The sequence below is a fragment of the Marinobacter sp. JSM 1782161 genome (assembly GCF_011421605.1).
GTDB classification, from domain to species: domain Bacteria; phylum Pseudomonadota; class Gammaproteobacteria; order Pseudomonadales; family Oleiphilaceae; genus Marinobacter_A; species Marinobacter_A bohaiensis.
The window spans coordinates 2,258,518-2,283,548 of record NZ_WSSA01000002.1 but is presented as its reverse complement, the minus strand read 5'-3'; the positions used below and the strand labels follow the sequence as shown (position 1 = coordinate 2,283,548).

At 63.7% G+C, this 25,031-nt stretch carries 25 protein-coding genes; 12 read left to right on the top strand and 13 right to left on the bottom strand.

Annotation, left to right across the window (positions count from 1 at the left end):
* Nucleotides 1-62 precede the first annotated feature (62 nt).
* The 4 genes from GQB00_RS10235 to GQB00_RS10220 all read right to left on the bottom strand — a co-directional run bounded on the left by GQB00_RS10235 (nucleotide 63) and on the right by GQB00_RS10220 (nucleotide 3,416).
* Nucleotides 63-761, bottom strand: a complete 699-nt coding sequence (locus tag GQB00_RS10235) for a hypothetical protein (RefSeq protein WP_165856144.1) — start codon at nucleotides 759-761, stop codon at nucleotides 63-65.
* A gap of 49 nt (nucleotides 762-810) precedes the next feature.
* Entirely contained in the window at nucleotides 811-1,089 is a 279-nt protein-coding gene (locus GQB00_RS10230) for a hypothetical protein (protein WP_165856143.1), read from the bottom strand.
* 58 nt (nucleotides 1,090-1,147) lie between these two features.
* Nucleotides 1,148-2,347: an AGE family epimerase/isomerase gene (locus GQB00_RS10225; RefSeq protein WP_165856142.1), complete on the bottom strand. Its 1,200-nt coding sequence runs from the start codon at nucleotides 2,345-2,347 to the stop codon at nucleotides 1,148-1,150.
* 145 nt (nucleotides 2,348-2,492) lie between these two features.
* Complete coding sequence (locus GQB00_RS10220; RefSeq protein ID WP_204355711.1) at nucleotides 2,493-3,416, bottom strand: LysR family transcriptional regulator; 924 nt, start codon at nucleotides 3,414-3,416, stop codon at nucleotides 2,493-2,495.
* Nucleotides 3,417-3,522: 106 nt separating this feature from the next.
* Between GQB00_RS10220 and GQB00_RS10215 the strand changes: the two genes are divergently transcribed.
* From GQB00_RS10215 to GQB00_RS10205, 3 genes are read left to right on the top strand one after another with little or no spacing between them, the layout of a single operon-like run.
* Nucleotides 3,523-4,764, top strand: coding sequence for an argininosuccinate synthase-related protein (locus GQB00_RS10215; protein ID WP_111494050.1), 1,242 nt, complete (start codon nucleotides 3,523-3,525; stop codon nucleotides 4,762-4,764).
* Between the two features lie 4 nt (nucleotides 4,765-4,768).
* Entirely contained in the window at nucleotides 4,769-5,551 is a 783-nt protein-coding gene (locus GQB00_RS10210; RefSeq protein WP_165856141.1) for a 2OG-Fe dioxygenase family protein, read from the top strand.
* A gap of 18 nt (nucleotides 5,552-5,569) precedes the next feature.
* Entirely contained in the window at nucleotides 5,570-6,496 is a 927-nt protein-coding gene (locus GQB00_RS10205; protein ID WP_165856140.1) for a DMT family transporter, read from the top strand.
* Nucleotides 6,497-6,567: 71 nt separating this feature from the next.
* On the opposite strand, the gene GQB00_RS10200 is transcribed toward GQB00_RS10205, so the two are convergent.
* Both GQB00_RS10200 and GQB00_RS10195 read right to left on the bottom strand, forming a co-directional pair.
* A complete protein-coding gene (locus GQB00_RS10200) occupies nucleotides 6,568-7,521 on the bottom strand; it encodes a bile acid:sodium symporter family protein (protein WP_207950656.1) in 954 nt (317 codons plus the stop codon).
* A 164-nt stretch (nucleotides 7,522-7,685) separates the two neighbouring features.
* Nucleotides 7,686-8,495: a substrate-binding periplasmic protein gene (locus GQB00_RS10195; RefSeq protein WP_165856139.1), complete on the bottom strand. Its 810-nt coding sequence runs from the start codon at nucleotides 8,493-8,495 to the stop codon at nucleotides 7,686-7,688.
* Nucleotides 8,496-8,679: 184 nt separating this feature from the next.
* Between GQB00_RS10195 and GQB00_RS10190 the strand changes: the two genes are divergently transcribed.
* On the top strand, nucleotides 8,680-9,480 hold the full coding sequence (locus GQB00_RS10190) for an SDR family oxidoreductase (protein ID WP_165856138.1): 801 nt from the start codon (nucleotides 8,680-8,682) through the stop codon (nucleotides 9,478-9,480).
* A 13-nt stretch (nucleotides 9,481-9,493) separates the two neighbouring features.
* On the opposite strand, the gene GQB00_RS10185 is transcribed toward GQB00_RS10190, so the two are convergent.
* From GQB00_RS10185 to GQB00_RS10175, 3 genes are read right to left on the bottom strand one after another with little or no spacing between them, the layout of a single operon-like run.
* Nucleotides 9,494-10,510: an asparaginase domain-containing protein gene (locus GQB00_RS10185; protein ID WP_165856137.1), complete on the bottom strand. Its 1,017-nt coding sequence runs from the start codon at nucleotides 10,508-10,510 to the stop codon at nucleotides 9,494-9,496.
* Nucleotides 10,507-11,922, bottom strand: coding sequence for an aspartate ammonia-lyase (locus GQB00_RS10180; protein ID WP_416234156.1), 1,416 nt, complete (start codon nucleotides 11,920-11,922; stop codon nucleotides 10,507-10,509). Before GQB00_RS10180 ends, GQB00_RS10185 begins: the two co-directional genes overlap by 4 nt.
* A gap of 51 nt (nucleotides 11,923-11,973) precedes the next feature.
* Complete coding sequence (locus GQB00_RS10175; RefSeq protein ID WP_111494064.1) at nucleotides 11,974-13,449, bottom strand: alanine/glycine:cation symporter family protein; 1,476 nt, start codon at nucleotides 13,447-13,449, stop codon at nucleotides 11,974-11,976.
* 194 nt (nucleotides 13,450-13,643) lie between these two features.
* Between GQB00_RS10175 and GQB00_RS10170 the strand changes: the two genes are divergently transcribed.
* Together GQB00_RS10170 and GQB00_RS10165 are read left to right on the top strand one after the other, a co-directional pair.
* Entirely contained in the window at nucleotides 13,644-14,471 is an 828-nt protein-coding gene (locus GQB00_RS10170) for a helix-turn-helix domain-containing protein (RefSeq protein ID WP_111494066.1), read from the top strand.
* Between the two features lie 102 nt (nucleotides 14,472-14,573).
* Entirely contained in the window at nucleotides 14,574-15,425 is an 852-nt protein-coding gene (locus tag GQB00_RS10165) for a hypothetical protein (protein ID WP_165856135.1), read from the top strand.
* 54 nt (nucleotides 15,426-15,479) lie between these two features.
* On the opposite strand, the gene yghU is transcribed toward GQB00_RS10165, so the two are convergent.
* Together yghU and GQB00_RS10155 are read right to left on the bottom strand one after the other, a co-directional pair.
* A complete protein-coding gene (gene yghU / locus GQB00_RS10160) occupies nucleotides 15,480-16,364 on the bottom strand; it encodes a glutathione-dependent disulfide-bond oxidoreductase (protein WP_165856134.1) in 885 nt (294 codons plus the stop codon).
* Between the two features lie 105 nt (nucleotides 16,365-16,469).
* Nucleotides 16,470-16,973, bottom strand: a complete 504-nt coding sequence (locus GQB00_RS10155) for a DUF1993 family protein (protein ID WP_165856133.1) — start codon at nucleotides 16,971-16,973, stop codon at nucleotides 16,470-16,472.
* A gap of 296 nt (nucleotides 16,974-17,269) precedes the next feature.
* On the opposite strand from GQB00_RS10155, the gene GQB00_RS10150 reads away from it, so the two are divergent.
* Nucleotides 17,270-18,718, top strand: coding sequence for a helicase HerA-like domain-containing protein (locus tag GQB00_RS10150; RefSeq protein WP_165856132.1), 1,449 nt, complete (start codon nucleotides 17,270-17,272; stop codon nucleotides 18,716-18,718).
* Between the two features lie 37 nt (nucleotides 18,719-18,755).
* Here the strand turns inward: GQB00_RS10150 and gcvA are convergent, their stop codons facing one another.
* Nucleotides 18,756-19,673: a transcriptional regulator GcvA gene (gene gcvA, locus GQB00_RS10145; protein ID WP_111494076.1), complete on the bottom strand. Its 918-nt coding sequence runs from the start codon at nucleotides 19,671-19,673 to the stop codon at nucleotides 18,756-18,758.
* A 129-nt stretch (nucleotides 19,674-19,802) separates the two neighbouring features.
* Between gcvA and GQB00_RS10140 the strand changes: the two genes are divergently transcribed.
* The 3 genes from GQB00_RS10140 to GQB00_RS10130 all read left to right on the top strand — a co-directional run bounded on the left by GQB00_RS10140 (nucleotide 19,803) and on the right by GQB00_RS10130 (nucleotide 21,256).
* Nucleotides 19,803-19,976: an RSP_7527 family protein gene (locus GQB00_RS10140; RefSeq protein ID WP_162628723.1), complete on the top strand. Its 174-nt coding sequence runs from the start codon at nucleotides 19,803-19,805 to the stop codon at nucleotides 19,974-19,976.
* A 217-nt stretch (nucleotides 19,977-20,193) separates the two neighbouring features.
* Entirely contained in the window at nucleotides 20,194-20,370 is a 177-nt protein-coding gene (locus GQB00_RS10135; protein WP_111494078.1) for a DUF2897 family protein, read from the top strand.
* A 346-nt stretch (nucleotides 20,371-20,716) separates the two neighbouring features.
* Nucleotides 20,717-21,256 (top strand): hypothetical protein, encoded by a 540-nt coding sequence (locus GQB00_RS10130; RefSeq protein WP_165856131.1) that lies wholly within the window; start codon nucleotides 20,717-20,719, stop codon nucleotides 21,254-21,256.
* Nucleotides 21,257-21,361: 105 nt separating this feature from the next.
* Here GQB00_RS10130 and katG read toward each other — a convergent pair whose 3' ends face one another.
* Entirely contained in the window at nucleotides 21,362-23,584 is a 2,223-nt protein-coding gene (gene katG / locus GQB00_RS10125) for a catalase/peroxidase HPI (RefSeq protein WP_165856130.1), read from the bottom strand.
* Nucleotides 23,585-24,143: 559 nt separating this feature from the next.
* On the opposite strand from katG, the gene GQB00_RS10120 reads away from it, so the two are divergent.
* Both GQB00_RS10120 and GQB00_RS10115 read left to right on the top strand, forming a co-directional pair.
* Nucleotides 24,144-24,479 carry a metalloregulator ArsR/SmtB family transcription factor gene (locus GQB00_RS10120; protein ID WP_323127284.1) on the top strand — a complete coding sequence of 112 codons (336 nt, stop codon included), beginning with the start codon at nucleotides 24,144-24,146 and terminating at the stop codon, nucleotides 24,477-24,479.
* Nucleotides 24,476-25,018 (top strand): SRPBCC family protein, encoded by a 543-nt coding sequence (locus GQB00_RS10115; RefSeq protein WP_165856128.1) that lies wholly within the window; start codon nucleotides 24,476-24,478, stop codon nucleotides 25,016-25,018. The genes GQB00_RS10120 and GQB00_RS10115 overlap by 4 nt, the downstream gene beginning before the upstream one ends.
* The last annotated feature ends 13 nt before the right edge of the window (nucleotides 25,019-25,031 follow it).

Genomic DNA, 25,031 nt, shown 5'->3' with positions numbered 1-25,031 from the left:
CTCCATGAGTGATGGGCCTGCCTTTAACCATAGCAGGCAGGCCCTGGGGTTGCCGGGTCACCTCAGATGTCGTCTTCCAGTGTCGTCACCGGAGCCTGGACCTGGCGGGCGAAATCGTAGATGCGGAAGGCGAAGATGGTGTACAGCGAGCTGAGTACCGAGAAGGCGATGCTCAGGACGGTGCTGACCAGGGTATAGAGCGGCTCGTGTCCGATCACCAGTGAGCCGATGATGTAGTAGGGCGTGTAGATGGCCAGGGAGATGAGGGCGAAGCCGCCCAGCAGGATCCAGAAATAGCCGGCGGTTTGCCCCCAACTGTTCTTCAGGGCGTCCAGGGGCTTGTCGCCATCGAGCAGCAGGTCGAACTCGGCGAAGGCGTACTTGATCGCCACAATGATGGCCGGAATGACCATCAGGATCAGGCCGGCCACCACGGCGGCACCCAGGATTGCGCTGAGGACGGCGAAAGGCACCCAGTACTTCAGACCCATTTGCCAGAGTGTCCGGGTGTCTTTCGGTTCGCCGTGGATAACGCCGTGGATGTAGAACACCACCGCCACCGCATAGACCGGGTAGGCCGCAAACGCGACGATCAGCGGCAGCGCCTGCTCCGACAGCACGAAGGTGTCGCTGGCCAGCATGCTGTTGTACAGGGCGTGGAACAGGTCGATGGGAATAACGATGGGCAGGATGATCAGCGCCAGCGCCACATAGTGACGCTTGAAGAACACCCAGGTGTCGTGCAGTGCGGTTTTCAGCATGTCGTGCGGGTCCGTTGCGGTTGTCCGGTGTGCGCTATGGGTCTGTTCACTACTTGTTGCCCCAGATGCGGGCCACCGCGGCATCGCTGCCGACCCAGCCCACCACCGCACAGACCAGGCTGACGCCGAAGAAGAACAGGATCGGGATCAGTGCCGCTGGCGAGCCGGCGAGAACCGCAAAGAACACCGAGCCCGCCGACAGGATGAAGAACAGCAGGCTCATCACCAGCAGGATCTTGCGGTGGGACGGCCGATAGTTGTGCGGTTGCTGGCCGTTGTCCATGGCGTTCAGCAGCGGCGAGAACAGCGCTCTTACCCGATCTTTCATGACACCTTTTCCGGATTTCCTCGAATTTCCCTTAATGTCCCCTAATTGCCGTCATGGCTCAAGGCCGTTGTGCTCCACGCAGTGTCCGGATCACCTCGTAGCAGGCGCCCATGGTGTGGTAGTCGGTCTTGCCGGCGGGGCTCTTCTCGTCCGAGTAGGCGCGGTTGTCGCGTGTGAGGATCCGATACCAGGCGCCGTATTCGTGGTCGATGAAGTGTGCCCAGGCGTAGGCCCAGATGCGCTCGTACCAGGCCCAGTAGGCGTCGTCACCGGTGGCTTCGGCCAGCAGCGCCGCCGCGGCGAAGGTTTCCGCCTGGACCCAGAAGTACTTGTCGCCGTCGCACACCGAACCGTCCGGCGCGAAGCCGTAGACGATGCCGCCGTGAGCTTCGTCCCAGGACACCGCCAGGGCACGATCGAACAGCTCGCGGGCACGTTCCACCATCCACGCCTCGGGACGGTGGCGATGCAGAATCAGCAGCAGCTTGGACCACTCGGTCTGGTGGCCCGGCTGGAAGCCCCAGGGGCGGAACAGGTGGCGCGGGTCGTCGCGGTTGTAGTCCCAGTCGATGCGCCACTGGGCGTCGTAGTGCTCCCAGATCAGTCCGTCCCCCTGGGCGGCCTGGCGTTGGCAGATGTTGCGGGCCAGGGTATGGGCGCGGTCCAGGAAGCGGGCCTCGCCGGTGGCCTCATAGGCGGCCAGCATGGCTTCGCAGGTGTGCATGTTGGCGTTCTGGCCGCGATAGGGCGAGAGGGTGGACCAGTCGGCGCTGGCTTCGTCGGCGTAGAGGCCGTCGTCCGGCAACCAGAAGCGGTTTTCCATCAGGTCATAGGCTTTGTCGATGCCGGCGCGGGCGTCCTCGATGCCGCACGCGTAGGCGGTGGCGTAGGCCAGCAGCACAAAGGCCATGCCGTAGCAGTGGCGGGTGCTGTCTTCCGGCCGTTGGTGGTCGAGGGTCCACGCGTAGCCTTGGTTTACCGGGTCCCAGTGTGCCTGCTCCAGATAGGCCAGACCGTGCCGCGCTCGCTCCAGGTAGGCCGGATTGTTAAAGAAGTGGCCGGCCATGGCGTAGTTGAAAACGAAGCGCGTCGAGCTGACCAGGTGGCGGTGGTGGCGGTTGTAGACCTGGCCGTCGTCGCGGAAATACTGGAAGAAGCCGCCGTCAGGATCCAGGCAGCGGTCTTCGTAGAAGGCCAGGGTGTCGCGGATGTGATCGATGAGAAAGTCGGCAGAGCGGAAATCGGGTGTTGGGGGCATGCTGTGTGCTTCCTGGCGGTCTTTTTGTTGGTTTGCGTTGCGGACGGCGGAACGTCCACAGCCATGGTAACGGATGATGGCCGGGCACGGGGCCGGCCTTTGACTCAGGTCAGCTATCGTGCCGGCCCATCGGGCGCCCGGTCTCTCAGACCAGGTGGTGCTCGGCGAAGTAGCGGCTGGCGAAATCGACGAACGCGCGCAGTTTCGGGGCGGTATGCCGGGACCGGGGGTATTGCAGGTTGACGCTGCCCTGGTAGCGGCCTTCCACGTTCCAGTCCTCCAGCACCGTCACCACCGTGCCCTTGCGCAGTTGGGTGTTGACCGTGAACTCCGGGAAGATGCCGATGCCGAAGCCGTTTAGCACGGCGTCCATGCGGATCTCCGTGTGGTTGACGATGTAGCGGCCGCGGGTTTCCACGGTCACGGTTTCGTCGCCCTGGCTGAACGTCCAGACGTTGTCGTTGACGGTTTCCCCCAGGGCCAGGCATTCGAAGCGCTCCAGGTCGGCGGGATGCTCCGGCACGCCGTGCTCGGCGAGGTACTCCGGTGTGGCGCACAGCAACGAACGCACGTACCCCAGCCGCGCCGCCACCAGCCCCTCGATGGGGGAGTCGGTTATGGTGACCACGGCGTCCACGTCATCGTAATGGGGGTCCAGGGTGCGGTCGGTCACGACCAGTTGCACCTCCACGTCCGGATATTCGCGCAGGAACGGCGGCACGCAATGGCGCAGCACCTGGGCGCAGAAGGCCTTGGGCACGCCTATCTTGAGCCGGCCGTGGGGGACGCCGTGGGCCTGCTCGGCGATGTCCAGCACGTCGTGGGCGGAATCCAGCACCGCCTTGCAGTGATCGAACACCTTCTCGCCGGTGGCGTTCAGGCGCAGGCTGCGGGTGGAGCGCTCCAGCAGCTTGAGCTGCAGCGCATCCTCCAGTCGGGTGACCTGACGGCTGACCGCCGATGGCGTGGAGCCCAGCTTCTGGGCGGCGGAGGTGAAGGACCCGGTTTCCACCACCGTCACGAACACCACCACGTCTTGCATGATCGACATCACTCGATTTGCACTCACTGTGCACAACTCCTTTACCGCGATCCGGGCTAATCCGCGCCCACCCCGTTAGTTAGCATACAAGTATCCAATAACACCATGAAATTCATACGGGGATGTATCACCGATGAAAAACCTGCGTAGCGTAATGGATCTGGATTTTGTGTGTGAACGGGTCGACCACGTGGTCACCCTCTTCAGCGGCGGGCTGGACAGCACTTACCTGCTCAAGCTGCTGCGCGATCGCGGTGTGTCCGTCACCGCTGTGGCCATCGACCTGGGGGACGAGGTCGATATCGCCGCCCTGCACCATGTGGCCAAGACCTTCAACGCCAAACTGCGCATCGTCGACCTCAAGCGCACCTTTGCGCGGGACGCCCTGCTGCCGGCGATCCGGGCCCAGGCCCGCTACCTCAATACCTTCCCGGTCAGCTCGTCCCTGTCGAGGCCGTTCATCGCCCGGGCCGCGGTGGACATTGCCGAATCGGTGGGAGCGGGCGCCATCGTACACACCGCCACCCAGTCCCAGAACAGCCTGCGCCGGCTTAACGGAGCCATTGAGCAGCTCGGCTTCAACGGCTATTACGGTTCGCCCTATGAATACAGCGCCATCAGCCGCGCCGACAAGAGTCGGGTACTCAAGTCGGTGGGGCTGATGTCCTTCGAGCAGCGCATTGTCAGCGGCGATTCCAATCTCTGGTGCCGCGAATTCGAGTCCGGTGTGCTGGAAAACCCGGAAGACTTCTCCGTTCCCGAGCATCTCTATCACTGGACCCGCCGCGACCGTGAGCGCCAGCTTGAAAGCAGCGACCACCGCCTGTCGATCACCTTCGACGGTGGCGTGCCGGTCGCGGTCAATGACGGCAGCATGGACCCGGTGGCCTTGATCAGCCACCTCAACCAGGTGGTGGGCGCCTATGGCATCGGCCGGTTCTCGGGGCTGGAGCACCTGCGCGGCGGCGAGAAAGTGCTGGAAGTGCGCGAGGCGCCGGCGGCCCAGACCCTGATGGACGCCTATCGGCACCTGGAGTCGGCCGTACACGGCTATGAACTGCTGCGCGAGAAGACCTCGCTCGAGCAGCTCTGGGTACGCGAGGCGGTGGAAGGCCGCTGGTTCGGCACCCTGCGTGCGGCCATCGACCAGTTCATGCTGCGCAGTGCCCAGAACGTTTCCGGCAAGGTGCGCTACAACCTGAGCGCCGGCGCCCTGACTGTGGAATCCATCGAAGCGGTCTGCCCGCTTTACCTGACCGAGCGCGACAGCTGGGAACAGCAGACCGCCGCCACCCAGAGTGCCCGCTCGCTGCGCGACGCCGAGCCGGAGACCGAGGAACTGCCGGAAGCCACACGACTGGCAATGGGAGCGTGATCCTATGACCGCGCATCAGATTCAACCGCCCCTGGCGCAACCGACTATCGTTACCGAAGCCTCCGCCGCTGACCTGATCGCCCAGGACTACGCGGTGATTCCCGGCCGGGTCCTGGGCAGCGTGCTGGGCGTCTACGACACCGCCGCCGAGAACGATGCCGAATGGCAGAGCTTCGCCGCCTGCTGGGACCGGCTCACGCAGGATACCTATATGGGGGACAACGGCCGTTATCGCTACCGGCGATACGGCCGCTTCGAATACCGGGCGGAGGACGACAGCCTGCACCTGCTGCCGCACCAGCCGTACATGCAGCCGTTGAGCGTCAACAGCCTTAACGGCGGATTCCAGCGGTACTTCGATCCGCTTGAGCAGACGTTCGTTGCAAGCCCGATTCTGGAGCGCCTGCTGCTGACCATGGCGCGGATCTACGCCGCTGCCGACGGTTATGAGTCCAACTGGTGCATCCGCCTGCATCCCTACCGCATTACCGGGTCCAACGGTGTTCCCGGCAAGCCGACACCGGAAGGGCTGCACCGGGACGGCGTCACCTACATCGCTTCGATGATGGTGGCCCGGCGCAACATCGCCGGGGGGACCACCCGGCTGACCACCAACGACGGCGAGACCCTGGCGTCGGTGATGCTGACTGATGCCATGGACATGGTGCTCTCCGATGACGAGCGCACCATGCACGAGGTCTCGGAAATATACGCACTGGATAACGAACGGCCGTCCTACCGCGACGTGCTCGTCATTGCATTCGAGCGCATGGAGGCGTTCGACTAACAGGGGAAGGAACTCACCATGTCCACAACCAAGCGCGGTCTACCCGTCGCTGAGGGCCTGCTGTTGCTGGTCGCAGCGTTTTGGGGAACCAGTTACGGCCTGTCGAAACAGGCTCTGTTGTTCTACTCTGTGATGGGCTTTATCGCCATCCGCTTCCTCGCCACCTTCCTGACCCTGCTGCCGGTGTTCATCCGGGAATACCGCAGCGGTGGCGGGCGCGACTGGCGGGTGGGACTGCCGACCGGGGCAATCCTGTTCCTGGTGTTCATCTGCGAAACCTACGGCGTGGCCCACACCTCGGCGGCCAACGCCGCGTTCCTGATCAGCCTGTGCGTGCTGTTCACGCCATTCACCGAGTGGCTCGTGTTCGGTCGGCGACCAGCGGGGGACAATTTCCTGCTGGCGGGTCTGTCGTTCATCGGCGTGGCGATGCTCACTACCGGCAGCGACGTGGCTTTCAACCTGGGTGATCTGTTGATCCTGGGCGCCGCCATCCTGCGTGCCTTCATGGTGACGGTCACCAAGAAGGTCACCGCTGGCAAGCAGATCTCCACTCTCAGCCTGACCGGTATCCAGTCCGGCGTGGTGGGCTTCGGCGCCCTGGCCATCCTGCTGGCGTTCGACCCCGGCGAGGTAGGCGGGCTGCCCATGACCACGGATTTCTGGCTGATCGTCGGTTACCTGGTGCTGTTCTGCACCGTATTCGCCTTCTTCGCCCAGAATTATGGCGCCCGCAACATCGCTCCTACGCGGGTGTCGTTGCTGATGGGTACTGAGCCGGCATTCGGGGCGCTGTTTGCGGTCTGGTGGCTGGGGGAAAGCATCGCCGTGTCCGGCTGGCTCGGTGGTGGCCTGATCATCTTCTCCGCCCTGTACTCGATCCTGCCGCGCACCCGCCGCTCCCCGCGTGCGGTTATGGCGGGGCTCAACTCGACGACCGGCTGACCGGCATCTGGCCCGCAATAAAAAACGGCGCCGCCGGGTAACCGGGGGCGCCGTTTTTCATGGAGTGATCGTCAGGCTGCGGGTTCCGATGCCGTATCGCCGGTCTCGTCGCGGATTGGTCGGCGTTTCCAGAAACCGGCTAGCACCGAGCCTGACACGTTGTGCCAGATCGAGAACAGGGCGCCCGGCAGCGCCGCGGTGGCGGTGAAGAACTGGTTGGCCAGGGCGACGGCCAGACCGGAGTTCTGCATGCCCACCTCGATGGCGATGGTCCGCGCCACCCGCTGATCGAAGCCCAGACCGCGGCCCACGGCGTAGCCGCCGGCCAGGCCGATGAAGTTGTGCAGCACCACCGCCACAATGACCAGGGGGCCCAGCGTGGACAGTTTGTCGGCGTTGAGGGCCACCACGATGGCAATGATAAACACGATGGCGGCCATGGCCAGTGTCGCCAGGGCCGGTTCCACCTGTTTGATCTGCCGCCCCAGGAAGTGGTGGATGATCACGCCCAGCGCGATCGGGGCGATCACCAACTGCGCGATGCTCATGAACATGCCGGCGACCGGCACGTCCACCGTATGCCCGACCAGCAGGGCCGTGAGCAGCGGCGTGGCGGCCACCGATATGAGCGTGGAGGTCAGGGTCATGGACACTGACAGCGCCACGTGGCCGTTGGCCAGCCACGTGATCACGTTGGACGCGGTGCCGCCGGCCGTGGCGCCCACCAGGACCATGCCGATGGTCAGCTCCGGCGACAGGCGCAGGAACCAGGACACGAACAGCGCAGCCAGGGGCATCACCGTAAACTGCAGGATCACGCCGATACCGATGGGTAGCGGAGCGCGCAAGACGCCGAGGAAGTCGTGTTTGGACAGGGTCAGCCCCATGGCAAACATGATGATGGCCAGCAGGGTCTTGATCATGAAGGCAAAATCGGCGAACAAGCTGGGCTGCCAGGCGGCCAGAGCGGCCAGCAGAATCGCCCAGATGGGGAACAGTTGGTTGATGCGTTCGAATATTGGCATGACGAATCCTGGTTTGTCGCGGAAGACAGCGCCGCTTGAGAGCGGTTCTTCCCGCCCGGTAGCGGTTCTGATTGTGGGCGACAGGGTACGACAGATGCGGGGGCAAGGTCTGCCCCGATAGTTCATTTTCCTCATGATTGGTCGCGGAGCGCCGAAACGCGGTGTTATTCCGCCGACTCGGCCATCAGATCGAGCTGGAGTTGGCGAGCGGACAACAGGTCTTCCTTGGGCAGTGTGATGGTGTCCATATCGAGGCGCTCGCGAAAGGCCTGGTGCATTCGCTCGAGTGTGCCGTCCTCCTGCAACTCGGTCATGACCCGCGCCACCTGGGGCACCAGGGCTTCATGTCGCTGGTGGAGGAAATGGTAGACATCAATCCGTCGCAGCGGCGTGGTCACGATACGCAGGTTCGCCAGATGGTCCTCGCGAATGACATGTGCGCCGACCACGTCGACATCGAGGGCCAGATCCACGTGCGCCTTGTCGGCCATCGCCATTAACTGGCGACTGGTGTGTGCTTCAACCGGGTGGAGGTGCGCTGCGGTGTTCATGTGAGGCGGCAGTCCCAGGAGCAGGCCGACGCGCAGGGGCATGGTCGAGGCGGTCTGCAGTCGAGCGAGACGATCAGCCCGGGCAAAGCCTACCACCTGGACTTGGGACAGCCGTACCGGCACCGGGACAGCCACGTCCACCCGTGTTTCGAAGCCTTCCGGGCGCGCCAGCGAGCCATCGAGATGCCCCTGTCGCAAGAGGGTCAGGGCCCGTGCCGGCGGGATGTCCAGGATCTCCACTTCGATATCGAGCTGGTCGTAAATGGTGCGGATCAACAGGACGCCGACTTCGTCCAGCGGGTTGTCTGGAATCGAGGCAAAGCGAAGCGTTTTCACACCCTGGAGTGCGGCCGGGGCGAGGGTGGCCTGGAACAGCAGCGTGCCCAACAGCATCAGGAGTTGAAAGCAGCGGATCAGCGCCATGATGGACGACCTCCACAACGTAGGCTCTGGCGCTTCAGGACGAGGTCCCGGCAGCCAGGCATTCTTACAGCATAGTACGCCAGGGGCGACCTGACAGGCGGTCGGTATGCCCGTCGGACTCGCGCTGTCGGACAGTCGCCGCTACCATTTGCAACCCGTACACAGAGGTCAGAGGGTAATGGCGATGGCAGAGCAGGCAACGGCGACAGGGCCGCGAACATTCAGCAGTGATAAACCGGTCGTTCTGGTCACCGGCGGTGCCCAGGGCATTGGCCAGGGCGTGGCGGGCGAGCTGCTGGCCCGAGGCTGGCGGGTGGCGATCTGTGACGTGGATGAAACCGCGGCAACCGCTTTCGCGTCGCAGTCAGAGTCGTCGGAGCTGCTGGCGCTCGTGGCCGACGTGGCCAGCGAGAGCGACGTCGCGCGAGTGATACGGGAAACCGTGGCCTGGGGTGGCCGGCTGGATGCGCTGGTCAACAACGCTGGCATCGCCGACCCGTTTACCGGCGCGATTGAGACACTGGCGCTGGCGGACTGGCAGCGGCGCATCGACGTGAACCTGACCGGCGCCTTCCTGACCGCCAAGCACGCGGTGCCTCACTTGCGGAAAGCCGGTGGTGCCATCGTCAACGTCGCCTCCACCCGGGCCCTGCAGTCGGAGCCTGATTGCGAAGCCTACGCCGCGAGCAAGGGTGGCCTGGTTGCCCTGACCCACGCCCTGGCGGTCAGCCTGGGGCCGGACGTGCGGGTCAATGCCGTCAGTCCGGGCTGGATCGACGTGCGTGGGCAGCAGGCCGGCGCACCGGAGTCGCTGGAGCCGCTGAGTGACGCCGATCACCGCCAGCATCCGGCCGGTCGTGTGGGGCATGCCGGCGACATTGCCGCGGCCGTGGCCTACCTCATTTCGTCGGAGGCCGGCTTCGTCACCGGCCAGAACCTGGTGATCGACGGCGGCATGACCCGCAGGATGATCTACGAGGAGTGACCTGGGCGCCTCGTCACGGCGCCAGGCTGCATTCCTGGCATAGGGGCAGCGGCAGCACGTCGCGGATCTCCTCGCTGGGCCAGTCCAACGCCAGCAGGAAATGCAGCTTGGCGAAGGCGGCCTCCGGGGTGAGGTCGTATCCGGGCACCACGCCAAGCCGGTTGAGCGTTGCCCCGGTGGCGTAGGCGCCCTGGCACACCGGGCCCTGCTGGCACTGGGTCAGGTTGACCACGATCACGCCCCGCTCGATGGCGCGGCCCAGCGCCGCCATCAGCGCCTCGTCGCCGTCCGGCGGATTGCCCACGCCGTAACTCACCAGGATCAGACCCCGCACGCGCGGGTCGTCCAGGGCGGCTTCCACCAGCCGGGCCGGGATGCCCGGATACAGCCCCAGCATCACCACGGCAGCCGGATCGAACGTCGGCACGCGGAAATCCGGTTGTCCCGGCGCCAGCAGCAGGTCGTCACGCAGGGTCAGTTCGATGCCCAACTGCCCCAGTGGCGGCGCGTTGGGGGAGTCAAACGCCTCGAACGCGGTGCTGTTGACCTTGCGCGCCCGGTTGCCCCGCAGCAGTTTGCCGCGGAAATAGATGCAGACTTCGGCGATGGCCGGGTTGGCGGCCAGCATCAGGGCGGACGTCAGGTTGTCCAGGGCGTCGTTGCGCGGCTGACCGAGGGGAATTTGCGAGCCGGTCAGGATCACCGGTTTGTCCGCCCCCAGCAGCATGTAGGACAGTGCTGCCGCGGTGTAGGCCATGGTGTCGGTGCCGTGCAGCAGCACGAAACCGTCGTAGCCTGCCCAGTGGGCCAGCAGCATGCCGGCAATGCCGGACCAGTCCTGGGGTGTCAGGTTGGCGCTGTCGATCAGCTGGTCCAGCTCGAACAGATCGTAGTCCGGCAGCTGGCCGGCGACGCCCGCCAGCTCGGCCCGCACCCGATCGCCGAAGCCAGCCTGGGGCACATAGCCTTCCAGCGACGGCACCATACCGATGGTGCCCCCGCAGTAAAGCACCAGTACCCGGCGGCTCATGACGTCACCGCAGCCGGAGACAGCATGGCCTGGGGGCTGAGCAGCCGGTCCAGGGTAGTCTCGTCCAGCAACTCCTCGCCCAGCACCAGCTCGCGCACCGTGGTGCCCGTATGCAGCGCCTGGGAGGCGATGCGGGTGGCGTTGGCGTAGCCGATGTGCGGCACCAGCGCGGTGATGATGCCGATGCTGTTGTCCACATGGCGGGCGCATTGATCGACGTTGGCCTCGATGCCCTGGATGCAGCGTTCGTCGAGCATGGTGCAGGCGGCTTCCAGCATCTTCATGGCGTTGAGCAGGTTGTAGACGATCATTGGCTCCATGGCGTTGAGCTGGAGCTGGCCCGCCTCGGCCGCCAGGGTTACCGCCAGGTCGCTGGCGATCACCTGGTAGGCGGTCTGGTTGACCGCTTCCGGGATCACCGGGTTGACCTTGCCCGGCATGATCGACGAACCGGGCTGGCGCGGCGGCAGGCGGATCTCGCCCAGGCCGGTGCGCGGGCCGCTGGAGAGCAGGCGCAGGTCGTTGCACATCTTGCCCAGCTTCACGGCGAAGCGCTTGAGGATGCCGGAGAAGAGCACGAAAGCGCCCATGTCCGAGGACGCTTCCACCAGATTGCTGGCGGAGACGATGGGCTTGCCGGACACCTCGGCCAGATAGTTCACCGCCAGCGCCTGGTAGCGCGGGTGGGTGTTGATGCCGGTGCCGATGGCGGTGCCGCCGAGGTTTACCTCGCACAGCAGCTGGCAGACTTCGTGCAGCCGGTCCACGTCCTCGCCCAGGTTGACGGCGAAGGCTTCGAACTCCTGGCCCAGGGTCATGGGCACTGCGTCCTGCAACTGGGTGCGGCCCATCTTGACGATGTCGGCGAACGCGCGGCCTTTCGCCTCCAGCGACGATTTCAGGCGCAGGATCGCCCGCTCCAGCGGTTCGGCGGAGAACTGCACCGCCAGGCACACGGCCGTGGGGTAGGCGTCGTTGGTGGACTGGGAGCGGTTGACGTCGTCGTTGGGATGCAGGTGATGGTACTCGCCCCGGGCGTGACCGAGCTTGGCCAGGGCCAGGTTGGCGATCACCTCGTTGGCGTTCATGTTGGTCGAGGTGCCGGCGCCGCCCTGGATCAGGTCCACCACGAACTGGTCGTGCAGCCCGCCGGCGATGATGTCGTCGCAGGCGGCGACAATGGCGTCGGCTTTCACTTCGGCCAGGGCGCCCAGGTCCCGGTTGGCCAGGGCGGCGGCCTTTTTCACCATCGCCAGGGCGCGGATGAACGCCGGGAAATGGCTGATGGGCACGCCGGTGATGGCGAAGTTGTCGAGAGCGCGCTGGGTCTGGATGCCGTACCAGGCCTCGGCCGGGACGGCCAGGTCCCCCAGCAGGTCGTGTTCAATGCGCGTCGTCATGGCGGTTTGTATCCTTGCGGAATCACGGGGAGGGGAAAGGGCCCGCCAGGCGGGCCCGGAAAATCAGCTGGACGCTTCGCTGGGCGCGGCGCTGCCGCCTCGCTGGCGAACCCGTTCCACGTCTTCGGGTTCCAGGTCCCAGGCGCGGGTGTCGACGTTCATGTCGGCAAACTTCGAGGCTTCGAATACCGGCTGTTCAATGCCGTCGGCCAGCTGTCGGTCGAAATCACGCAGGATGCGCAGACCTGGTTTGAACAGGGCGATCAGGGCGATCAGGTTGACCAGCGCCAGCAGGCCCATGGTCACGTCGGCAAAGCCGAACACCGTACCCAGGTCGGTGGTGGCGCCCCAGCAGACCAGGGCGATCACCGCCACCCGGAAGCCGTTGGCCAGCGCGCGATTGGCGGTGCTCAGGAAGTTCACGCTGTTTTCGCCCAGGTAGTAGTTGTAGAGGATGGTACTGAACCCGAACAGCAGCAGCGCGATGCTGACGAAGCTCCGGCCCCAGTCGCCCACGTGGCTCGCCAGGGCGGCCTGGGTCAGGGGCACGCCCTCCACGTCGCCCATGCCCGCCGGGTCGTAGATGCCGCTGAGCAGGATGATGAACGCGGTGGCCGAGCAGATGATCACGGTATCGATGAAGACGGAGAACGCCTGCACGATGCCCTGGTTGGCCGGGTGTGGCACGTACGCGACCGCCGCCACGTTGGGCGCGCTGCCCAGGCCGGCTTCGTTGGAGAACAGGCCGCGCTTGACGCCCATCATGATCGCCGCGCCGATGCCGCCGCCGACGGCCGGCTCCAGGCCGAAGGCGCTGTTGACGATCAGCATCACCACGTCGGGAATGCGCTCGATGTTGAGGCCCAGCACGATCAGGGCGACGGCCAGGTAGCCCACCGCCATCACCGGGACCAGCACTTCCGAGACCCGCGCGATGCGCTTGACGCCGCCGAAGATGATCAGCGCCACGATGGCCGCCAGGGCGAGGCCGGTGTAGAGCACCGGAATGCTGAAGGCGTCGTTGACCGAGGTGGCCACTGCGTAGGACTGCAGCGCGGTGAAGCCGAATCCGAAGGTCGCCAACAGCAGGATTGAGTAGAGGCCGGCCATCCAGCCCCATTTTTTGCCCAGGCCGCGGGCGATGTAGAACGCCGGGCCGCCGCGGTAGGTGCCGTCCGGCTCCGATTGCTTGTAGGTCTGGGCCAGGGTGCACTCGAGGAAGCTGGTGGCCATGCCCATCAGGCCGACCACCCACATCCAGAACACGGCACCCGGGCCGCCCAGGGTAATGGCCACCGCCACGCCGGCGATGTTGCCGCCACCGACGCGTCCGGCGACCGACAGCAGCAGCGCCTGGAACGAACTCAGGTGACCGTGGCGGTCTTTCTGGAACGCCTGACTGGCGCCCAGGATACGGAACATGCGGCCGAAATAGCGGAACTGGACAAAGCGCGATGCGACGCTGAAGCCGATACCGACGGTAAGCAGCAGGGCGATGAGTACCTTGCCCCACAGCAGATCATTGAGGAATTCCAACATAGTGCCTCTCCGGAGATTGTTCTTGTAACAGCGGTTGCATTTAAACAACCCCGCCGGGCTGATAGAATTTTGCGATCTGGCGGCACTGTGGCGCACTTTGGCGCGATACTCGCACCGGATTGCGTCAGTGCGGTCTGGTGCGGTGCGCCGGTCAGCGGCGCCGACTCATTGACGGACGGGCAAAGGTGGCGGGTATGAACGAAGCGGGTCTTCACGAGGATTTCGCGCAGAACCTGCGCCTGTTGTGCAGCTACTACAAGTCGATTGCCGAAGTCTGTCGCCGTCTCAATCTCAACCGCCCCCAGTTCAATCGCTACCTGAGCGGCCAGCACATGCCCTCGGCGAACACTCTGCGCCGGCTGTGCGAGTTCTTCGGGGTGGATGTAGCGGATATCCAGCTCCCGCACCACCAGTTCGAACGCCTCGTGCAGGTGCGACCGCGCGCCGGGCAGCGCAAGGCCGAGGTGTCGACGGTCAGCGATCACCTGGAGCGGCTGGGGGAGGCCAATCGCGACGACCTGAGCCGCTACCTGGGCTACTACTTTGAGTATTACCTGTCCATGTCGGCGCCGGGCAAGCTACTGCGTAACCTGGTCTGCCTGGAGGCGAAAGACGGCCAGGTGGTGTTCCAGCGCACCGAGCGAATGCAGCCGAGGGCCGGGGAACCGCCGTGCCACAACCGCTACCAGGGCGTGGCGCACCTGCTCACCGACCGGCTGTTCCTGGTGGACTACGAAACCCTCAATCGCCACGAGATCACCCAGACCATCCTCTTTCCCAGTTTCCGCAACCGGGTCACGCGCCTGACCGGGGTGAAGATCGGCGTGTCCGACAACAGCGAGCGCATGCCCTGTTGTGCGCGGGTGCTCTACGAGTACCTGGGCCCCAACGTGGCACTGCGCAGCGCCCTGCGCCTGTGCGGTCTGTACGACATCGCAAGCCCGGCCATCGACCAATCCATCCTGGACGCCGTCGACAATACCATGGCGCCGGGGGAGACCCTGTTCCGCGCCCGTCATTAGAGGCGCGCTCAATCGTAGCCGCGATTAACGAACGGTAGTGTTGGCGTCACGGCGCAGCCGTTAAAATGGCGGCTTTCAATAACCCACAAGACTGTAGACACCATGCCTTTGAAACCTCTTTCCCTGGCGCTGGCCAGCGCCCTGGCCCTGACCGCGTGCGGCGGTCCGGAAACGCCACAGGACGTCAGCGACGCGTTCTGGCAATCCGTCCAGAACGGCGATGCCGACGACGTGGCCGAGTGGTCCACGCTGCAGGACGAGAGCGCCTTCGATGGTTTCGGCGAGGATTGGCAGGGCGTCGTCGTGACCCGGGGCCGTGTGGTGATCGACGGCGACGAAGCCCGCATCGTCACCCGTTTCGAGGGTCTGGAAACCGGCCGCGACGAGCCGCTGGAGAGCACCACCTTCCTCGTGCGCCGCGACGGCGACTGGCGCGTGGACTATGCCGAAACCGAAGAGTCTCTGACCGAGCGCCCGGTGTTCGACCAGATGATGCGTAGCCTGGAGGACATCGGCGAGCGCTTCCGCTCCAGTTTCTCGGAATCCTCGGACCAGGCGGCCGCCGATATCGAGCGGATGTCCAGGCAACTGGAACAGCGCATGGCCGACGCAGACGAGGCTTTTGACGAGCAAATGGAAGCCTTCGCCGAGCAACTGGAAGAGGCGATGGACGCCCTGTCCGAGTCCCTCAACGACGCGCTGGAGGATAATCCGTCCGCATCACCGCAGGACCGTCGCACCCTGAACGAAGCGGTGATCCGGCTGGAAGAGAACCGCGAGCGTCTCGACGACGAGCCGAATGCCCGGGCCGTGGCCGACGGCAGCAAGGCGCTGGCGGAAGTGCAGATGCAGTTGCACCGGCTGGGGCAGGCTTTTGAGCGCTACCAGAAAGAGTGGGGCGAGCAGGTCGAGGATGTGGAAAAGAAAATGTCCCGGCTGACCCGGGAAATCTGATCCGGTAAGCGGACGGCGCCTTACGGGGCGCCGTCCTGCGGTTCCGGTAGCCGCTTACGCCTTTTCCGCTTCTTCCGGGTTCAGCTTGTCCTGGGTGCGGGTCTGGAAGTCCTCCGCCGCATGCCGTTCGTGCAACTGCTGGCTGGGTTCGCCCCAGGTGCGGTTCACCATGCGCCCGCGCCGGACCGCCGGGCGCTGCGCGATCTGATCCGCCCAGCGCACCACGTGGGTGTAGCTGCCGGCATCGAGGAACTCCGCCGCATCGTACACCTTGTTCTTCACCAGGGCGCCGTACCAGGGCCAGATCGCCATGTCCGCAATGGTGTACTCCTCGCCGGCGATGTAGGTGTGTTTGGCGAGCTGGCGGTCGAGCACGTCCAACTGGCGCTTCACCTCCATGGTGTAGCGGTTGATCGGGTATTCCAGTTTCTCCGGCGCGTAAGCGTAGAAGTGGCCGAAGCCGCCGCCCAGCAGGGGCGCGCTGCCCATCTGCCAGAACAGCCAGGACAGGCACTCGGTGCGCCCGGCCACGTCTTCAGGGATGAACGCACCGAACTTGTCCGCCAGGTACAGCAGGATGCTGCCCGACTCGAAGACCCGCAGCGGCGGGTCCATGCTGTGGTCCACCAGGGCGGGGATCTTGGAGTTCGGGTTGGCGTCGACGAAGCCGCTGCCGAACTGGTCGCCCTCCATGATGCGGATCGGATAGGCGTCGTACTCCGCGCCGGCGATGCCCCGCTCCAGCAGCTCCTCCAGCATCACCGTCACCTTCACGCCGTTGGGCGTGGCCAGTGAATACAACTGCAACGGATGTTGGCCGACGGGCAGGTCTTTGTCGTGGGTCGGGCCGGCGATGGGGCGATTGATGCTGGTGAACTTGCCACCGCTCTGGTTTTCCCAGGTCCAGACTTTCGGGGGCGTGTAGGCGTTGTCGCTCATAGGTCGTCTCGCGTTCGTTAAAGGCCTCATGGTGCCCATGAAAGGGTGAAAGGCACAAGTTGCTGATTTGACGATGAAGGGATACGAACGATGGAGCCCGGTCGTTCACGATGTGGACGGCGGGACGAACCGGAATCCGGCGGGATAGCGATGCAGGCCGTCGAAGTCGCCCTTGCCCAGGGGAGCGCCATGCAGCCGCGCGATGGCGTAGACCATACTCAGGTGAAAATAGACATTGGGAAGGATGTAGCTGTGGATAAAGGCCGGCTGGGGCAGGGTGATGTCCTCCAGGCCGGCGCGATCGGTCAACTGGATGGCACGGTCGAGGGTGGTGACATCCGGCTGGCTGGCGAGGTACTCGAGGGTGTCATGGAGTTGCTTCCGGATCTCCGCCTTGCTTTCGCCCGCGCTGCCAAAATCCGGTATCGCCTGGCCCACCAGCGGGCAGTAGCCTCGCAGGCTGAAGTTAGCGCTAATCCGGGCGTTCATCCCCAGCGAGAACATATCTTCCGCCAGGCGCTTGTGGAAAACCGGTTCCGGTACCCGTTCCAGTATCCCGTCCAGTCGCTCCAGGTAGTCCCGGAGCAGCTGTTTCAGATCGATATCCATACTCGTTGGTGCTCCTTTTTCAGGCCATTGTGGCCCGGTGCGAGCGGTTTTGCACAGTTTCAGTGGATAACATTGTGAGCAAGGCGAGGAGATGTCGTGCCGGGCGGCCTGGCATCCGGCTTACTCAGAGCTGGTTAAAAAATGATCAGTCTTGTGGTGCGGTGAGGTGTCTCGCCTCAGTCGCACGCGACGTACGGCACGGCGTGGTTGCCTAATCCCGGGGGCTGGCCTTAAATCAAGAGACCCCCTTCTCAAAAGCCTGCAGCCGGTGACCAACACCGGCAGGGACACGGGTCATGAGCGATATCCTGATCGGCTCGGCGGACGGTCAGCAGCAGCGGCTGCTCGGCGCCATGGCCAACCGCCACGGTCTGGTGGCCGGAGCGACCGGTACCGGCAAGACCGTCACCCTGCAGGTGCTGGCCGAGGGTTTCTCGCGGCTTGGTGTGCCCGTATTCAGCGCTGATATCAAGGGCGACCTGAGCGGCATTTCCGCGCCCGGATCCCGTAACGTCCATGTGGACGATCGCCTCCAGCGCATCGGCATCGACGACTGGGCGCCGGACGGTGCGCCCACACGCCTCTGGGACATCTTCGGCGAGAGCGGCCAGCCGGTGCGCACCACGGTGGCGGACATGGGGCCGGCCCTGCTGGCGAACCTGCTGGAGCTGAACGATACCCAGACTGGCCTGCTGCACCTGGCCTTCGATTACGCGGACAAGCAATCACTGCCGTTGCTGGACCTGCCGGATCTGGAAGCGGTGCTGAACTGGATGCTGGAACACCGGCGCTCCCTCAGCAGCGAATACGGCAGCCTGTCGCCCCAGAGCCTGGGGGCGATCGTGCGCCGTGTGCTGGTACTGAAAACGGATGGCGGTGAGGTGTTCTTCGGCGAGCCGGCGCTGGACATCCATGACCTGATGGCTCAGTCCGGCGGGCGGGGTGTGGTGAACCTGCTCGACGGTCGTCGGCTCATGATGCAGCCGCGGGTCTACACGACCTTCCTGCTGTGGCTGCTGGCGGAGTTGTTCGAGCAGCTTCCCGAGCGTGGCGACCAGCCCCTGCCGCTGCTGGTGTTTTTCTTCGACGAATCCCACCTGCTGTTTGATAACGCACCGCCGGCGTTACTGGAAAAGTTGGAGCAGACCGTGCGGCTGATCCGCTCCAAGGGCGTTGGCATCTATTTCGTCACCCAGTCGCCGGCGGATATTCCGGACAGCGTGCTGGGCCAGCTCGGCAACCGCATCCAGCACGCGCTGCGCGCCTACACGCCCCGGGATCAGAAAGCGGTCAAAGCCGCGGCCCAGACGTTCCGTGCCAACCCGGCGCTGGACACCGAGCGGGTGATCACGGAACTGGGCGTGGGGGAGGCCTTGGTGTCCATGCTCGACGAGCAGGGCGTGCCTGCGGTGGTGCAGAAAACGTTGATCGCCCCGCCGCGCAGCCGGATCGGCCCGGTGGACGATGCAGCCCTGGCGGCGTTGCGCGATGGGTCGCCACTGGCGTCGAAGTATGGCGAGGCCGTCGATCGCGACAGCGCTCACGAGCGCCTGAAAAAGCGCCGTGAGACCCTGGCCAAGGAGACCTCGGGCAAAGCGGAGCCGGAGAAAGAGGCCAGCCTGAAACGCAGTCGCCGGCAGAGTCCGGCCGAGGCCTTCACCAAGAGTTTCCTGCGCAGCTTCGCCACTCAGTTCAGCCGTTTCCTGGTGCAGTTCCTGAAGCAGATGCTGAAGACCCGGCGCTGATCAGTGTCGTTGGGTGTGTGGAGGCCGGCCCCGAGCCCTAGCTTGCTGGTGCGGATGCCTCATCCTCGGCGGCCCCCTGCATTTCGTTCATCAGCCATTCCTTGAAGGCCTTCATGCCGGTGGTGAGCGGGCGGTGTTTGCGGTAGACCAGATAGAACGCCTTGTGGGTGTCGAGCTTGATGTCGAATGGGACGACCAGGCGCCCCTGCTTGATTTCCCGCGAGGTGAGCGTGCTGTCCGCCAGGGCGACGCCAAGTCCCTCCTGGGCCGCGGCCGTGGCGAGTTGCCCGCTGGACATCTGCAGGCTGCCCTTGGGGGTAAGGAACTCCACGCCCGCCTGTTGCAGCCAGTCCTCCCATTCCCAGGTGCGCTTGCTGACCGAGATCAGCGTGTGGTGACGCAGGTCGCCCGGTGTCGCCAGGGGAAAGCGTCCGTTCGCCAGATTCGGGCTGCACACCGGCATCAGCATGACCTTGCGCAGGAAGTGCACCTCGATGTCGTTCCACTCGCCGTTGCCGAAGTAGACCGCCATATCCGTGCTGGTGCGGTTGAAGTCCAGCAGACCCATCGACGCGTTGATCTGCAGTTCGATATCCGGGTACAGCTCCTGGAAGCGGGTCATGCGCGGCATCAGCCAGCGGGTCAGGAAGTTGGGCGCCACGCTGATCCGCACCACGTTGGTCTCGTCGCTGGCGGTCACCCGTTGGGTGGCCATCTCGATTTCGTCCAGTGCGTGCTTGATGGAGGTCAGGTACTGCTCGCCGGCGGGGGTGAGCTCCACCTTGCGCTTGCTCCGGCTGAACAGTGAGACACCCAAATATTCTTCAAGCGTCTTGATCTGGTGGGAAACCGCTGATGCGGTTACGAACAATTCCTCCGCAGCCCCAGCAAAACTGCGGTTTCTAGCGGAAGCCTCGAACATTCTCAGAGCATTCAGTGGGGGCAGTCGGCGCATACGGGATACTACTAATCATGAGATATATTCAGCATTCTGCTTAGAAAGGATCGCTTTTGCAAGTGCGCCGGGATCCTTAACATACCCAGTATAGAGATTGACCCATTTCCCAAAGGAGGAAACAACACCATGTCCGAGCACGACGTTAAAATCGACGCCTACGGCAACATCGACGTAGACCACTACATCCGTCAGGCACACAAAGAGCGTAGCGAATACGTGGCCAAGCTGGGTTCTTCCCTGAAAGCCAAGATCAAGTCCGTATTCCGCGTCGAGCCCTCCAAGCTGTCTCCGAGCCACTGAGGGCTCCCGTTTAGTTGCGCAGCGATTGGCGGGCCAGGCGTAAGCCTGGTCACCAAGCGCGCGGCGCAAGCGATTGATTTCCTGCCGCTGTACCTTTTTTCTCCGACGTTTCCGTTTTTCTTCGTTTTCTTCTCTTCGTTTTCCGCCTCACGGCATTGTCCTGAAGTTACCGCCCGGTTCAGAATGGAAGGGTTTCAATGACCGGAGGGCAAGCGACATGCCATTGACTGGATGGTTTTTTCTGGTTCTCGCCATCGTCCTGGTGGTCGGTGGACTCCTGATCCTGCGCGACAACGCCCGTAATTCGTCGATCCCTGAGGACAAGCTTGAAGCGGTTCGCAAGCGCAAGGCGGAGATGGAAGCCAAGGACAAGGCGGAAGAGGACGACTGGTAACGCCTCAGTCATTCTCTTCGGTCAGCCGCTTTGGTCAGCGAGGTAAAGATCCGGCACCCGTCGAGGATCCCTGCCGGATTAAAGTGTCAGCCCGCTTTACAAACTCCTTGCGCCAGGCGCCGTAACCTTTTGAATGGTTGGGGGTGGCGCACGGATTGCTGCAGAAAGTGCGTTGTCTTCATCGGAATAAGACATGGACGTGCTGAGAATCGTATTACCGGTTGGCGTTGAGTGACCTGCCGGATCCAGCCCGCTGTTTGTTCAGGTTCCGAAACACCAACCACCCGGCCTGTCCGCGCACCCAGGCCCGTCGCCCTGTCGCCAGAGAAGGTGACTGGAGAGCACCATGAAAACAATACTCATCCTGTTGGTCATGCTCGCGCCCGCAGCGGCTAGCGCCTCGCTCATCACCTACGCCTACACCAGCCGAATCGAAAACCCGACCGAGTCCCATGAGGCGGTCGGGTTGTTCACAGTTGACGACCAGCGGCGTGGGCTGGTGTCGGCCTCCTTCGTCAGTGATCCAGTCAATTTCGAGTGGGAAGGGTTTGTGCCGCTGATGTATGAGCAGCCGGTATCAAGCGTTGGCCAGCTGTACGAGAATGGCTTCCACCGCTTCGAGTCAGGCCGTGCCGCCTGTTTTCTCTACCTGGACCTGTTTTTCCTGGATGCCGGTGAAGACATTTTCCACAACCTGGACAGGACGGCGCCATTCGAGGGGGCCAATGTTGAGAATCTCGATACGGGTACGACCTACTGGTTTATTGCGGGATTGACCAAGGTGCGTACGGTTGATGTGCCAGAGCCTTCCCCGTTGCTGCTCTCGCTGTTGGGGGTAGTCGCGTTGGCCACGCGTAGGGTGCTTCTGCGTCGGCGTAAGGCCTAACGAAAAAGACCCGGAAGCGCTGCGTCAGACACAGCGGCTTCCGGGTCTCCTGTCACACGTTGTCCCGGCCGCTACGGTGTAGCGACCGGGTATCGCTTGACCCGATCAGGCGAGGTCGAAGCGGTCCGCGTTCATCACCTTGGTCCAGGCGGCGACGAAATCCTTCACGAACTTCTCCTTGGCATCGTCCTGGGCATAGACTTCGCTCAGGGCGCGCAGCTGGGAGTTCGATCCGAAGATCAGGTCCACCCGGGTACCGGTGTACTTCACGTCGCCGGTCTTGACGTCACGACCTTCGAAGACGTCCTCGTCAGTGGGGGACACTTTCCATTCCAGGTTCATGTCCGTCACGTTGACGAAGAAGTCGTTGGTCAGCGAGCCGACCTTGTCGGTGAACACGCCGTGCTTGGAGTCGCCGTAGTTGGCACCCAGCACCCGCAGGCCACCGATCAGCACGGTCAGTTCCGGTGCGGTCAGCTGAAGCAGCTGGGCGCGATCGACCAGCATGTCTTCATCGGACACCGAGAACTTGGTGCGACGGTAGTTGCGGAAGCCATCGGCCTGCGGCTCCAGCGGCTCGAAGGACTCGACGTCGGTCTGGTCCTGGCTGGCGTCGGTGCGGCCCGGTGCGAACGGTACCTCGATGCTGAAGCCGGCATCCTTCGCGGCCTTCTCGACGGCGGCGCTGCCGCCCAGGACGATCAGGTCCGCCAGGGAGACCTTCTTGTTGCCGGACTGGGCATCGTTGAAGGACTTCTGGACGCCTTCCAGCTTGTTCAGCACGTCGGCCAGCTTGCTCGGCTCGTTGACCGCCCAGTCTTTCTGCGGGGCCAGACGAATGCGGGCACCGTTGGCACCACCGCGCATGTCAGAGCCGCGGAAGGTGGACGCAGAGCCCCACGCGGTGGAGATCAGGTCGGCCGGCGCGATGCCGGAGTCCAGCAGCTTGCTCTTGAGGCTGGCGATGTCCTGGTCGTTGATCAGCTCGTGATCCACAGCCGGTACCGGATCCTGCCAGATCAGATCTTCCGCCGGAACTTCCGGCCCCAGGTAACGGGCTTTCGGGCCCATGTCACGGTGGGTCAGCTTGAACCAGGCGCGGGCGAAGGCGTCGGCGAACTGGTCCGGGTTTTCCATGAAGCGGCGTGAGATCTTCTCGTATTCCGGGTCGTAGCGCAGCGACAGGTCGGTGACCAGCATGGTCGGCGCGCGACGCGGAGAGCTGTCTTCCGGCCCCGGCATTTCATCGCCCGTGGCGCCCTTGGCCACGAACTGCTTGGCGCCGGCCGGGCTGGTGGTCAGTTCCCACTCATAGCCGAACAGGTTCTCGAAGAAGTAGTTGCTCCACTGGGTCGGAGTCTGGGTCCAGATGACTTCCGGGCCGCCGCCCATGGTGTCTTCGCCTTTACCCTTGCCGTAGCTGCTTTTCCAGCCCATGCCCATCATTTCGATCGGCGCGGCTTCCGGGTCCGGGCCCATCTGCTCTTCGCTGCCGGCACCGTGGGTCTTGCCGAAGGTGTGACCACCGGCGATCAGGGCCACGGTTTCCTCGTCGTTCATCGCCATCCGCTTGAAGGTTTCACGGATGTCGTGAGCTGCCTTGACCGGGTCCGGCTCGCCTTCCGGGCCTTCCGGGTTGACGTAGATCAGACCCATGTGGGTCGCGCCCAGCGGGTTTTCCAGCTCGCGCTTTTCCTTGTCGACGATCCGGTCGTCGCTGCCCAGCCATTCCTTCTCGGAGCCCCAGTAGACGTCGTCTTCCGGCTCCCAGGTATCTTCACGGCCGCCGGCGAAACCGAAGGTCTTGAAGCCCATGGATTCCAGGGCCACGTTACCGGCCAGGACGAACAGGTCCGCCCAGGACAGTTTGTTGCCGTATTTCTTCTTGATCGGCCACAGCAGACGACGCGCCTTGTCCAGGTTGACGTTGTCGGGCCAGCTGTTCAGCGGTGCGAAACGCTGCTGACCGCCGCCGGCGCCGCCACGGCCGTCGCCCAGACGGTAGGTGCCGGCACTGTGCCAGGCCATACGGATCATCAGACCGCCATAGTGACCAAAGTCAGCCGGCCACCAGTCCTGGGAGTCGGTCATCAGCATGGTCAGGTCCTGCTTGACCGCTTTCAGGTCGAGCTTCTTGAACTCTTCGGCGTAGTTGAAGTCCTCGCCCATGGGGTTGGACTTGTTGGAATGCTGGTGGAGGATGGCGAGGTTAAGCTGGTTGGGCCACCAGTCCTTGTTGTACATACCTTTGTCCTCCAGACGGGTATGCGCCCCATGCATCACGGGGCAACCGCCGGCGGCCGCTTGAGCTTTTTTGTCTTCGCTCATTGCTGTCTCTCTCCTTTACTTGCTGCGTTAATCGAACGACTTTCCAGTTTTTGACAGCGGGCCCAGTCGCAAATTCAGACCGCTGTTTTTCCGATGCACTGAATACCTGCTGAAACCATCGTGCTTGGCGTTGTCAGGTCATCTACAAACGTAGCAATAGTCTTTGATAGGACAAATTTGCTTTTATTTAAGTTAGCGATAGTCTCAGACTGTCTACGGAGTCCCGCTTTCTTCGGATTCTTCTGGAGGCGGGTAGCGCGTGGTGGCAACCCCAACAGTGTAGACCAGTCGTTTTGACGGGGCGGCTTCATGGACGTCTTGTCACGCCGTGATGAACTGGTTCAAGTCGTGTCCGGGAGGTGGAGGGCAGGGTGCATTGACGGACGTTTGTGCCCTTCGTGGGCAGCAGGGATGCAGGCGTCTCCCGTCGCTAAAGCTTCGATTGCTATCTCTACCTTCGGATAAAGAACCAAATCGTTTAACCAAATGGTTGAGTTATCGGGTCGTCTGATTAATATTTAACCTCATGGTTGAATCAGAGCAAATTCCGTTGAACACCGTGTTCCATGCCCTGGGTGATGCGACGCGGCGCAGCATGCTGGCGGCGCTCACCGAACGGGAGCGAACCGTCAGCGAGCTGGCTGAGCCTTTTGCCATGTCGCTGGCGGCGGCGTCAAAACACATCAAGGTGCTGGAAAAAGCCGGCCTGATCCGGCGTGAGGTGCGTTGGCGGGAGCGTGTCTGCTACCTCAACCCCGGACCACTCGCGCGCGCTCACGAGTGGTTGGCGCAGTACGAGCGCTTCTGGAATCGGCGCCTGGATGCCCTTGAGAGTCTCCTGCGGGATGCAGATGAGGCGTCCGGGGCGCCACAACGGGAAGGAGACGACCCATGAGCGAAACGGCAACCCAGAGCGGGTACGACCCATACGGCACGCTGATCGATGGCAACACCCTGCGGATCCAGCGTCTGCTGCCCGGTCCGATCGAACGGATCTGGGACTACCTCACCGACAGCGAACTGCGCCGCCAGTGGCTGGCGGCAGGCGATATGACACTGGCGGTCGGCGAGGCTTTCGAGTTTGTCTGGCGCAACGATGAACTGACCGATCCGCCGGGTCGGCGGCCGGACGGCTACGGCGAGGAACACCGGATGCTCAGCCGGATCACCGAACTGGAGCCGCCTCGCAGGCTGGCGATCGAGTGGGGCCGTACCGGCGGTGTGACCTTTGAACTGGAGCCCCGCGGAAGCGAGGTGCTGCTGACCCTGACTCATCACCGGGTGCCGGACCGATCCACCTTGCTCAGCGTCAGCAGCGGCTGGCATGCCCACCTCGATGTGCTGGTGGCGCGCGCCCAGGGCCGTCGACCGGAACCCTTCTGGGATTGTGTGGAGGCACTGAAAGAGGCCTACGAGCAGCGGCTTCCGGCCTGAGAGAGCGTTTGCC

Coding starts and splice junctions, on each gene's coding strand:
- GQB00_RS10205 (WP_165856140.1), top strand. CDS start 5,570: ATGTCCACAACCAAGCGCGGTCTACCCGTCGCTGAGGGCCTGCTGTTG.
- GQB00_RS10170 (WP_111494066.1), top strand. CDS start 13,644: ATGAACGAAGCGGGTCTTCACGAGGATTTCGCGCAGAACCTGCGCCTG.
- GQB00_RS10185 (WP_165856137.1), bottom strand. CDS start 10,510: ATGAGCCGCCGGGTACTGGTGCTTTACTGCGGGGGCACCATCGGTATG.
- GQB00_RS10225 (WP_165856142.1), bottom strand. CDS start 2,347: ATGCCCCCAACACCCGATTTCCGCTCTGCCGACTTTCTCATCGATCAC.
- GQB00_RS10175 (WP_111494064.1), bottom strand. CDS start 13,449: ATGTTGGAATTCCTCAATGATCTGCTGTGGGGCAAGGTACTCATCGCC.
- GQB00_RS10140 (WP_162628723.1), top strand. CDS start 19,803: ATGTCCGAGCACGACGTTAAAATCGACGCCTACGGCAACATCGACGTA.
- GQB00_RS10235 (WP_165856144.1), bottom strand. CDS start 761: ATGCTGAAAACCGCACTGCACGACACCTGGGTGTTCTTCAAGCGTCAC.
- GQB00_RS10115 (WP_165856128.1), top strand. CDS start 24,476: ATGAGCGAAACGGCAACCCAGAGCGGGTACGACCCATACGGCACGCTG.
- GQB00_RS10230 (WP_165856143.1), bottom strand. CDS start 1,089: ATGAAAGATCGGGTAAGAGCGCTGTTCTCGCCGCTGCTGAACGCCATG.
- GQB00_RS10215 (WP_111494050.1), top strand. CDS start 3,523: ATGAAAAACCTGCGTAGCGTAATGGATCTGGATTTTGTGTGTGAACGG.
- GQB00_RS10195 (WP_165856139.1), bottom strand. CDS start 8,495: ATGGCGCTGATCCGCTGCTTTCAACTCCTGATGCTGTTGGGCACGCTG.
- GQB00_RS10210 (WP_165856141.1), top strand. CDS start 4,769: ATGACCGCGCATCAGATTCAACCGCCCCTGGCGCAACCGACTATCGTT.
- GQB00_RS10200 (WP_207950656.1), bottom strand. CDS start 7,521: ATGCCAATATTCGAACGCATCAACCAACTGTTCCCCATCTGGGCGATT.
- GQB00_RS10155 (WP_165856133.1), bottom strand. CDS start 16,973: ATGGATATCGATCTGAAACAGCTGCTCCGGGACTACCTGGAGCGACTG.
- katG (WP_165856130.1), bottom strand. CDS start 23,584: ATGAGCGAAGACAAAAAAGCTCAAGCGGCCGCCGGCGGTTGCCCCGTG.
- GQB00_RS10165 (WP_165856135.1), top strand. CDS start 14,574: ATGCCTTTGAAACCTCTTTCCCTGGCGCTGGCCAGCGCCCTGGCCCTG.
- GQB00_RS10135 (WP_111494078.1), top strand. CDS start 20,194: ATGCCATTGACTGGATGGTTTTTTCTGGTTCTCGCCATCGTCCTGGTG.
- GQB00_RS10130 (WP_165856131.1), top strand. CDS start 20,717: ATGAAAACAATACTCATCCTGTTGGTCATGCTCGCGCCCGCAGCGGCT.
- GQB00_RS10190 (WP_165856138.1), top strand. CDS start 8,680: ATGGCAGAGCAGGCAACGGCGACAGGGCCGCGAACATTCAGCAGTGAT.
- GQB00_RS10150 (WP_165856132.1), top strand. CDS start 17,270: ATGAGCGATATCCTGATCGGCTCGGCGGACGGTCAGCAGCAGCGGCTG.
- yghU (WP_165856134.1), bottom strand. CDS start 16,364: ATGAGCGACAACGCCTACACGCCCCCGAAAGTCTGGACCTGGGAAAAC.
- gcvA (WP_111494076.1), bottom strand. CDS start 19,673: ATGCGCCGACTGCCCCCACTGAATGCTCTGAGAATGTTCGAGGCTTCC.